This window comes from Rhodopseudomonas sp., assembly GCF_036404135.1.
In the GTDB taxonomy this organism is placed as follows: Bacteria; Pseudomonadota; Alphaproteobacteria; order Rhizobiales; family Xanthobacteraceae; genus Rhodopseudomonas_A.
This window is the reverse complement of record NZ_DASWPE010000132.1, coordinates 1-9,528: the sequence shown is the minus strand read 5'-3', so window position 1 is coordinate 9,528 and position 9,528 is coordinate 1. Positions and strand designations below refer to the sequence as shown.

The window sequence follows — 9,528 nt, the reverse complement described above, 5'->3', positions numbered from 1 at the left end:
CCTGATCGCCGTCGCCCGAAAGCTCCTCACCACCCTCAACGCAATCCTGCGGGACAATCAGCCATGGCAAAACGCTTGACAACCAAGACAGTCGCTGAGGCGCCCAAGCGTCTTCGCGAGGGCCTCGAAGGATGCGGCCGCAGCCCCGCGGCCCCCCACCCGCTCGTCGCCATCCTTCGAGACGCCCGGCTTCGCTGCGCTACGCCGGGCTCCTCAGGATGACGGCCCCCAGAATGCTGCGCCGCACTCATTGCGTGGACGCCGCCGCAATGTCGCCACAGAGCGGCGGCCCACCTTGCCGCGGCGGCAAGCCGGCCGGCTCTCGCCCGGGTGTGGCACGAGGGACCCAGCTCCATCCTAACCCGCGCCGAATATGTGACTAAAATCCCACGGTTCCCTGTTACTGCTGGCAAAAACCGCAAAACTTTCGTCGCCCCGACCAAGGAGCAATGCCCGGGCGGTTGGCTTTGGGAGGCGCATTGTGTAAAGGTATGGGCTTATGCGCTGGCCGCCCCGACCAAAAAGGCGGCAGCAATTATGATCGCCGTGTGAAAGAATGCCGCCGCCAATGTGATGATCACAGCCGCGGCGGGTCAACCGTTGTAGGCTTCGATCGGGGTTCTCTTTCGTTAAGGGGCCGGTTTGGGTGGCTCTTGCCGAGCAGACGCCGTGACAGCGCCGCTGTTGCAGCACCCTTCCCGACCATTCGTCACCGGGGCGTCACATCCCCCTTATTGAGACTGGAATATCGCCGTGTCCGAATTCAGTAAAACGCCGCTGCTCGACACCATTCGCACCCCCGCCGACCTGCGCAAGCTGCGCGTCGACCAGGTGCGACAAGTGGCCGACGAATTGCGCCAGGAAACCATCGAGGCGGTCTCGGTGACCGGCGGGCATTTCGGCGCCGGCCTCGGCGTGGTCGAACTGACCACCGCGATCCATTACGTGTTCGATACCCCGCGCGACCGGCTGATCTGGGACGTCGGGCATCAGGCCTATCCGCACAAGATCCTGACCGGGCGGCGCGACCGCATCCGCACCCTGCGCACCCCGGGCGGGCTGTCCGGCTTCACCAAGCGCACCGAGAGCGACTACGATCCGTTCGGCGCCGCACACTCCTCGACCTCGATCTCCGCCGGGCTCGGCATGGCGGTGGCGCGAGACCTCGCCGGCGGCAAGAACAACGTCATCGCGGTGATCGGAGACGGCTCGATTTCCGCCGGCATGGCCTATGAGGCGATGAACAACGCCGGGGCGATGAATTCCCGGCTGATCGTCATCCTCAACGACAACAACATGTCGATCGCGCCGCCGGTGGGCGCGATGTCGGCCTATCTGTCGCGGCTGTATTCCGGCAAGACCTACCGGACGCTGCGCGAGGCCGGCAAGCAGATCGGCAAGCACCTGCCGAAGCTGATCGCCGACCGCGCCGCGCGCGCCGAGGAATATTCCCGCGGCTTCATGATGGGCGGCGGCACGCTGTTCGAGGAACTCGGGTTCTATTATGTCGGCCCGGTCGACGGCCACAACCTCGACCACCTGCTGCCGATCCTGCAGAACGTCCGCGACGCCGAGACCGGCCCGTTCCTGATCCATGTCGTGACGCAGAAGGGCAAGGGCTACGCCCCCGCCGAGGCGGCCTCCGACAAATATCACGCGGTGGTGAAGTTCGACATCGCCACCGGCGCCCAGGCCAAGGCGAAATCCAACGCGCCGTCCTACCAGAACGTGTTCGGCCAGAGCCTGGTCAAGGAAGCCGAGAAGGACGACAAGATCGTCGGCATCACCGCGGCGATGCCGTCCGGCACCGGCATCGACATCTTCGAAAAGTCGTTCCCGGACCGCACCTTCGACGTCGGCATCGCCGAGCAGCACGCGGTGACCTTCGCCGCCGGGCTCGCCGCCGAAGGCTACAAGCCGTTCTGCGCGATCTACTCGACCTTCCTGCAGCGCGGCTACGACCAGGTGGTGCACGACGTCGCGATCCAGAGCCTGCCGGTGCGCTTCGCCATCGACCGCGCTGGCCTCGTCGGCGCCGACGGCGCCACCCATGCCGGCTCGTTCGACAACGCCTATCTCGGCTGCCTGCCGAATTTCGTGATCATGGCGGCCTCCGACGAGGCCGAACTGGTGCACATGGTGGCGACCCAGGTCGCCATCAACGACCGCCCCAGCGCGGTGCGCTATCCGCGCGGCGAAGGCCGCGGCGTCGAGATGCCGGAAGTCGGCATTCCGCTGGAAATCGGCAAGGGCCGGGTGCTGCGCCAGGGCAACAAGGTGGCGCTATTGTCGTTCGGCACGCGTCTGGCCGAATGCGAAAAGGCCGCCGACGAACTCGCCACGCTCGGGCTGTCCACCACCATCGCCGACGCCCGCTTCATGAAGCCGCTCGACGTCGAGCTGGTGCTGAAGCTCGCCCGCGACCACGAGGTGCTCTTGACCATCGAGGAAGGCTCGATCGGCGGCTTCGGCAGCCATGTGATGCAGACGCTGGCCGAGCACGGCATGCTCGACGGCGAGGTGCGGATGCGCGCTTTGGTGCTGCCCGACGAGTTCATGGACCACGACACCCCCACCGCGATGTATGCCCGCGCCGGGCTCGACGCCAAGGGCATCGTCAACAAGGTGTTCGAAGCGCTCGGCAAGGACGCCAAGACCGAGACCGTCAAGCTGGCGTAAGCCGGGTTCGGGGCGCGCCCACGCAGCAACCCGCAGCCGCTGCGCCGTCATCCTGAGGCGCTCGCCGGCTTCGGCGAGCCTCGAAGGATGCGGCTCCGAGTGGCCGCGGCGCATGCTTCGAGGCCCTCGCTGCGCTCGGGCACCTCAGCATGACGGCGCGGGTGTTGTGAAGGCTGCAGCTCGGGACGTGCTAGGATCGCGGGCGACGCAGCTCGCCCGGATAATTCCCTGATGTTGATCTACCTTGCCGGTCCCGACGTATTCCTGCCGGACGCCGTCGAGATCGGCCGGCGCAAGCAGGCGATCTGCGCCCGCCACGGCCTTATCGGCCTCTACCCGCTCGACGCTGAATTCGACGCCGCGGCGCCGGGGCTGTCGCGCGCGATCTTCCGCAGCAACGAGGCGATGATGAGCAAGGCCCAAGCGATCATCGCCAATCTGACGCCGTTTCGCGGCCCCAGCGCCGACGCCGGCACGGTCTATGAGCTCGGCTTCATGGCCGGGTGCGGCAAGCTCTGCCTCGGCTATTGCAACGATCCATTGCCCTACACCCAGCGCGTCGCCGCGCGCGGCGAAGTGACGGCACGCGATGGCGTGCTGCACGACGCCCACGGCCATGTGGTGGAGGATTTCGGCCTCGCCGACAATCTGATGATCGCGCATGCGCTGGACCTGCACGGCTGCGCGCTGATCACGCCGCAGTCCTCGCCCGATGATCCGTGGCACGACCTTGCGGCCTTCGAGGCCTGCGTCAAGCTGGCGGCGGCGCGGCTGCCGCCGGCCAAATTGCTCCGATGAGCACGCCTTCTCCAGGGGGCGGCGGGGCGCCGCCGCGCAAAAAACGCGCCGATGTGCTGCTGGTCGAACGCGGGCTGTTCGAGAGCCGCGCCCGCGCCCAGGCGGCGATCGAAGCCGGGCTGGTGTCGGCCAACGGCAAGCCGGTGAGCAAAGTTTCCGAACAGATCGCGCTGGATGCCGCGCTGGAAGCGCAGCCGGCGCATCCTTACGTGTCGCGCGGCGGCGTCAAGCTCGCCGGCGCATTGGAGCGCTACCCGCTCGCCATCGAGGGCCATGTCTGCCTCGACGTCGGCGCCTCCACCGGCGGCTTCACCGAGGTGCTGTTGCAAAACGGCGCCAGCCTGGTGTTTGCGGTCGACGTCGGCCATGGCCAGTTGCACCCCTCGCTACACGGCCATCCGAACATCGTGTCGATGGAAGGCACCGACATCCGCAGCCTCGAAGGCACAAGATTGCCGGCGCGGCCCGACGTGGTGGTGATCGACGCCAGCTTCATCTCGCTGAAGGCGGTGCTGCCGGCGGCGCTATCGCTCGCCGCGGCGCCGATGAGCCTGTTGGCGCTGATCAAGCCGCAATTCGAGCTGAAGGGCGGCCACAACAAGCGCGGCATCGTCAAGGACGAGGCGCTGCACCGCGCGGTGTGCGACGACATCGCCGCCTTCGCCGCGCAGCACGGCTGCCGCGACATCGAGATCTTTCCCTCGTCGATCGCCGGCGGCGACGGCAATATCGAGTTCTTCCTCGGGGCGCGGCGGGGCTGAGCTGTCATTCCGGGACGCGAGCAGCTTTAGCTGCAAGCGAACCCGGAATCTTGCGACAGGTGAACAGCCCGCCATGTTGCGAGATTCCGGGTTCGCTCGTTTTGACGAACTCGCGCCCCGGAATGACGGTCAAGAACACGAAGGGCATCAGCCCAACCGCAAGGCTCCAAGCGCGACCAACCGTCGCGATGTTCGGCCTTTGTTCGGCCGCAACTTTGGATAGGGTGCGCGGCATGACATCCCCCGACTTCACCCTCGCCGCCGGCGCCCCCGCGCCGGCGCGCTCGTCTGCGTGGCGCCGCGAGATCGGCGAGACGCTGTGGCTTGCCGCGCCGATGGCGCTGACCCAGCTCGGCCAGATCGCGATGATGACCACCGACCTGGCGCTGATCGGCCGGCTCGGCGATGCCGCGGTGGCCGCCGCGGCGCTCGCCCATACCGTGCTGTTCATCGCCTTCATGCTCGGCATTGGCCTGGTGTCGGCGGTGGCGCCGCTGGCGGCGCAGGGCTTCGGCGCCCGCGCGCCGCGCCAGATCCGCGCCTCGCTGCGGGTCGGCATCTGGGCGGCGGTGCTCGCCGGGGTGCCGCTGACGCTCGGCCAGCTCTATGGCGAACAGCTGTTGCTGGCGCTCGGCCAGCAGCCGCTCATCGCGCAGCTCGCCGGCCGCTATCTCGACGGGCTGGCGTGGTCGCTGGTGCCGAGCTGGATCTTCATCGCGCTGCGCGGCTTCATGGGCGCGGTGAATCGCCCGGCGCCGGCACTGTGGATCATGCTGGCCGCGGTGCCGGTCAATGCCGCGCTGGCCTACGCGCTGATCCACGGCGCGCTGGGGCTGCCGCGGCTGGAGATTTTCGGCGCCGGCCTCGCCACCACGCTGGTCTCGGTGGCGATGTGCGGCGTCGCGCTCGTGGTGTGCTACGCCTGCCAGCCGTTCCGCAAATATCGGGTGCTGGCGCAGTTCTTTCGGCCGCATTGGCCGCTGCTGCGGCGGCTGTTGGCGCTCGGTCTGCCGATCTCCGGCGCCTCGGCGCTGGAATACGGCGTGTTCGGCGCCGCCGCGCTTTTGATGGGTCGGATCGGCACCAGCGCGCTCGCCGCACATCAGATCGCGCTGCAGATCGCCGCCATCCTGTTCATGGTGCCGCTCGGCATCTCGCTCGCCGCCACGGTGCGGGTCGGCCACGCCGTCGGCCGCAACGACCCGGCCGGCGCCCGCCGCGCCGGCTTCGTCGCGATCGGGATCGGCCTGATCTTCATGGCGACGATGACGCTGCTGGTGGCGCTGATCCGAACGCAGATCCCGCAACTGTTTCTCGGCGACAGCATTGCAGCCGCCGAAACCGCGCGGATCACCGCGGCGCTGCTGGTGGTGGGAATCAGCTTCTTCGTCGCCGACGGCCTGCAGGTGGTCGCGAACGGCGCGCTGCGCGGCTATAACGACACCAGGGTCCCGCTTTTGTTCGCCGCGTTCGGCTTCTGGGCGATCGGATTTCCCTGCAGCTACCTGCTCGGCTTCAACGCCGGCTTCGGCCCCGCCGGGGTCTGGACCGGACTGTCGATCGGGCTCGCGATCTACGCCGCGCTGCTGGTGTGGCGCTTCCACCGGCTGACGCTGCAGCCGCGGCCTTCCCCGGCGGCCTGATTGCAGCTTTACGCGCTGCCGGCTGCGGGCTATCGCAAGCCATGACGGAAACGCTGATCATCGACCATGTCGGGCATCGCGGCGACGGCGTCGCCTCGCGCGGCGGCGAAGCGGTGTTCGTGCCCTATGCGCTTGGCGGCGAGACCGTCGCGGTCGATGCCGTTGCCGGCCATCCGGATCGCCGCGTGCTGCTGCGCGTCGATCGGCCGAGCGCCGAGCGGATCGCGCCGTTCTGCAAGCATTTCGGGGTGTGCGGCGGCTGCGCCATCCAGCATTGGCAGTCTGAGCCTTATCAGGCCTGGAAGCGGCAATTGGTGATCGCGGCGCTGGCGCAAGCCAGGATCGATTGCGAGGTGGCGCCGTTGATCGACGCCCACGGCGCCGGGCGGCGCCGCATCACGCTGCACGCCCGCAAGGGCACCCATGAGGTGCTGAAGGTCGGCTTCACCGCGGCGGGCAGCCACGACATCGTACCGATCGATGGCTGCCCGATCCTCGATCCGGGGCTCGACGGTGCGCTGGAGGCGGCCTGGGCGCTGGCCGAGGCGCTGATCGAGACCGGCAAGCCGCTCGACATCCAGGTCACCGCCGCCGACAACGGGCTCGACGTCGACATCCGCGGTTCTGGGCCGCTGCCGAGCCGGATGATCGCGAGATTGTCGCAGCTCGCCGAAGAGCACAAATTGGCGCGGCTGACCCGGCACGGCGAATTGGTGTTGATGCGCGCGCCGCCGGTGATCAGCATCGGGGCCGCGCATCTGGTGCTGCCGCCCGGCGCCTTCCTGCAGGCCACCGCGGCCGGCGAGGCGACGTTGGCGGAGCTTGCGATCGAGCGCTGCGGCAAGGCCAAAAACATTCTCGACCTGTTCTGCGGCGTCGGGCCGTTCGCGCTGCGGCTCGCCGCCAAGGCCAAGGTGATGGCCTATGACAGCGAGGCGCCGGCGATCGCGGCGTTGCAGGCCGCCGCCAAGACGCCGGGGCTGAAGCCATTGGTGGCGGAGGTGCGCGACCTGTTCCGCCGGCCGCTGGTGACGCAGGAATTGCGCGACGTCGACGCCGTGGTGTTCGATCCGCCGCGGCAGGGCGCGCAGGCGCAGGCGGAAAAGCTCGCCGCGGGCAAGGTGCCGACCGTGGTCGCGGTGTCGTGCAACGCCACCACCTTTGCCCGCGACGCCCGCATCCTGATCGACGGCGGCTACACCATCGGCACGGTGGCGCCGGTCGATCAGTTCCGCCACACCCCGCATGTCGAACTGGTGGCGAAGTTTTCGAAGAAGTAAGCGGGCGTCGCTGCGTTGCCTCGCGTCATCAGCACTCGCCTTGCCTCAGGCAGCGGCGGCATCCTGAGGTGCCCGAGCAACGCGAGGGCCTCGAAGGATGCGCCGCGCACGCGCGGAGCTACCAGGTGCTCGGAGCCGGCACGCCTCGGAGCCGCATCCTTCGAGACGCCCGGCTTCGCTCTTCGAGCTCAGCCTGGCTCCTCAGGATGACGACCGAGACGCCCGGCTTCGCCCTGGCGGGCTTCGCCGGGCTTCTCAGGATGACGGCGGGGTGCTTGCTCAGTGGCAGCGCTGCACTGTCGTCCGGGCAGACGCGCGTTGACTCATTCACGACGTCGCGCCTTGTTCTTGCTGCAGTAACTCCAATAACTCCGTCATCCTGAGGCGCCCGAGCAACGCGAGGGCCTCGAAGGATGGGCTGCGCAACGCGGAGCTACCAGGTGCTCGGAGCCGGCACGCCTCGGAGCCGCATCCTTCGAGACGCCCGACTTCGCGCTACGCGCTTCGCCTGGCTCCTCAGGATGACGACCGAGACGCCCGGCTTCGCCCTGACGGGCTTCGCCGAGTTCCTCAGGATGACGGCGCGGTGCCTGCGGCGTGCGCCGATGTGTAGTTAAGTCCGCTCACCGTCCCCAGCGGTCCTGCCAGATCCGCTCGCCGACCAGGCACGACACCCGCTCCGCCGGCGCTTCATCGGCGACCGGCACCACGCGGCGCTGCGGCAGGCGCCCGGCGACCTCCATCACCAGCTTGGTGTGGATCGCCTCCTTGAATTTCTCGCGGTCCTTGATGCTGATCACGAACGAGCCCGGCCCGCCGATCACGCAATCCTCGTAGTAGTAATCCAGATTGTCGATATCCATCGTCGAATAGGACGGCTCCTTCACCATGATCGGCAGGCCGTTGATGATGATGCCCTTCTCCAAGGCGGCGTCGCGCGCCAGCGTCACCGGCATGCCGTTGTTGTTGGGGCCGTCGCCGGAAATGTCGATCACCCGGCGCAGCCCGTGATAGGGATTTTCCTCGAGCAGCGGAATCGCGAAATTGATCGCGCCGGAAATCGAGGTGCGCGAGGCGCGGCGGATCGGCGATTTGAGGATTTCGGCGGCGACCGCGTCGGCGGATTCCGGGCCGTCGATCACCACCCAGGGAATGATCAGCTTCTGGTCGCTGGAGGCGGCCCATTCGAACATCGCCAGCGCCACCTTGCCGGTCGGGCCGGATTTCAGCGCCTGCAGGAATTCCTTGGAGACGATCGCCTGGGCGTAGCCTTCGCGCTGCAGCGCCAATTCGTCGAGGTCCATCGAGTAGGACACGTCGAGCGCCAGCACCAGCTCGACGTCGACCGGCTTCTCGCCGGCGGCGGGACCGGCCGGCGCGGCGACGCCCGCGACATCGCCGGACAACAACGCCGCACCGATCAGCGCCGTCGCGATCGAGACACCGAAGCGCATCCGCGGCCCTCTTGTTCGTCGGCGGCGCGATGATCGCGCGCCAACAACAATGGTGACACGGCAACGGAAATGCGAAAGCCGGCAAACCCAGGTTCCCGTTCACAATCCGGTTAGCGCAGGCACAATGCCGCAACGCCGCGCGCGAAGGCGGCGCGCGATACGCGCCGCGCCCCCGGTTTCGCGACGCCGCGGAACGCGGTAAACTCGGTCGAGGCGCCCGCCGGCGGCGCGCGATCCACGATGAGCCAGTGCATGAGTCCCGTCGAGCTTGCACCGCGGACCAAGATCAAGCCGAACACCGAGCGGCCGAAGCTGCACAAGGTGATCCTGGTCAATGACGACTACACGCCGCGCGAATTCGTGGTGCGGGTGCTGCAGGCGGAATTCCGCATGACCGAGGACCAGGCGCACAAGGTGATGATCACCGCGCATCAGCGCGGTGTCTGCGTGGTCGCGGTGTTCACCAAGGACGTCGCCGAGACCAAAGCAACGCGCGCGACCGACGCCGGCCGCGCCAAGGGCTATCCGCTGCTGTTCACCACCGAGCCGGAGGAATAGCCGGCCGACGCGCGGCGGCGGCGTCGAAAACTCCGCAACTCTCTCCGCGCGCCGCCGTCATCCTGAGGTGCCCGAGCATCGCGAGGGCCTCGAAGGATGGGCCGCGCGCACGCGTGGCTACCGCCATTCGGAGCCGCATCCTTCGAGGCTCGCCGAAGACGGCTCGCACCTCAGAGTCTGGCCGAAAAAGCACAGAGCAAAATCAGGGGTCTTTTCGTCATTGCGAGCCGAGGGCGGCGCGCAGCGCCGACTGAGAAGCGAAGCAATCCAGGGGCTTCATGCGTGGCCCTGGATTGCTTCGTCGCAAGAGCTCCTCGCAATGACGCGTTTAACGTCTGATTTCATTGATCACTTT

The 9,528-nt window shown here is 67.8% G+C and carries 8 protein-coding genes; 6 read left to right on the top strand and 2 right to left on the bottom strand.

Annotated elements, in window-relative coordinates; all coding sequences use genetic code 11:
- Positions 1-753 precede the first annotated feature (753 nt).
- The 3 genes from dxs (at position 754) to VGC77_RS16570 (ending at position 4,238) form a co-directional block, all read left to right on the top strand.
- Positions 754-2,679, top strand: a complete 1,926-nt coding sequence (dxs, locus tag VGC77_RS16580) for a 1-deoxy-D-xylulose-5-phosphate synthase (RefSeq protein WP_331172668.1) — start codon at positions 754-756, stop codon at positions 2,677-2,679.
- 231 nt (positions 2,680-2,910) lie between these two features.
- Positions 2,911-3,477, top strand: a complete 567-nt coding sequence (locus VGC77_RS16575) for a nucleoside 2-deoxyribosyltransferase (protein ID WP_331172667.1) — start codon at positions 2,911-2,913, stop codon at positions 3,475-3,477.
- Positions 3,474-4,238, top strand: coding sequence for a TlyA family RNA methyltransferase (locus VGC77_RS16570; protein ID WP_331172666.1), 765 nt, complete (start codon positions 3,474-3,476; stop codon positions 4,236-4,238). Before VGC77_RS16575 ends, VGC77_RS16570 begins: the two co-directional genes overlap by 4 nt.
- A gap of 4 nt (positions 4,239-4,242) precedes the next feature.
- Here VGC77_RS16570 and VGC77_RS16565 read toward each other — a convergent pair whose 3' ends face one another.
- The gene (locus VGC77_RS16565; protein ID WP_331172665.1) at positions 4,243-4,473 is read right to left on the bottom strand and encodes a hypothetical protein; all 231 of its coding nucleotides are present in this window, start codon (positions 4,471-4,473) and stop codon (positions 4,243-4,245) included.
- On the opposite strand from VGC77_RS16565, the gene VGC77_RS16560 reads away from it, so the two are divergent.
- Both VGC77_RS16560 and VGC77_RS16555 read left to right on the top strand, forming a co-directional pair.
- A complete protein-coding gene (locus tag VGC77_RS16560; protein ID WP_331172664.1) occupies positions 4,472-5,881 on the top strand; it encodes an MATE family efflux transporter in 1,410 nt (469 codons plus the stop codon). The genes VGC77_RS16565 and VGC77_RS16560 overlap by 2 nt on opposite strands.
- A gap of 41 nt (positions 5,882-5,922) precedes the next feature.
- Positions 5,923-7,161: a class I SAM-dependent RNA methyltransferase gene (locus tag VGC77_RS16555; RefSeq protein WP_331172663.1), complete on the top strand. Its 1,239-nt coding sequence runs from the start codon at positions 5,923-5,925 to the stop codon at positions 7,159-7,161.
- A gap of 623 nt (positions 7,162-7,784) precedes the next feature.
- Here VGC77_RS16555 and VGC77_RS16550 read toward each other — a convergent pair.
- A complete protein-coding gene (locus VGC77_RS16550; protein WP_331172662.1) occupies positions 7,785-8,615 on the bottom strand; it encodes a DUF1194 domain-containing protein in 831 nt (276 codons plus the stop codon).
- Positions 8,616-8,867: 252 nt separating this feature from the next.
- Between VGC77_RS16550 and clpS the strand changes: the two genes are divergently transcribed.
- Positions 8,868-9,173, top strand: a complete 306-nt coding sequence (gene clpS / locus VGC77_RS16545; protein ID WP_331172661.1) for an ATP-dependent Clp protease adapter ClpS — start codon at positions 8,868-8,870, stop codon at positions 9,171-9,173.
- Positions 9,174-9,528 lie beyond the last annotated feature (355 nt).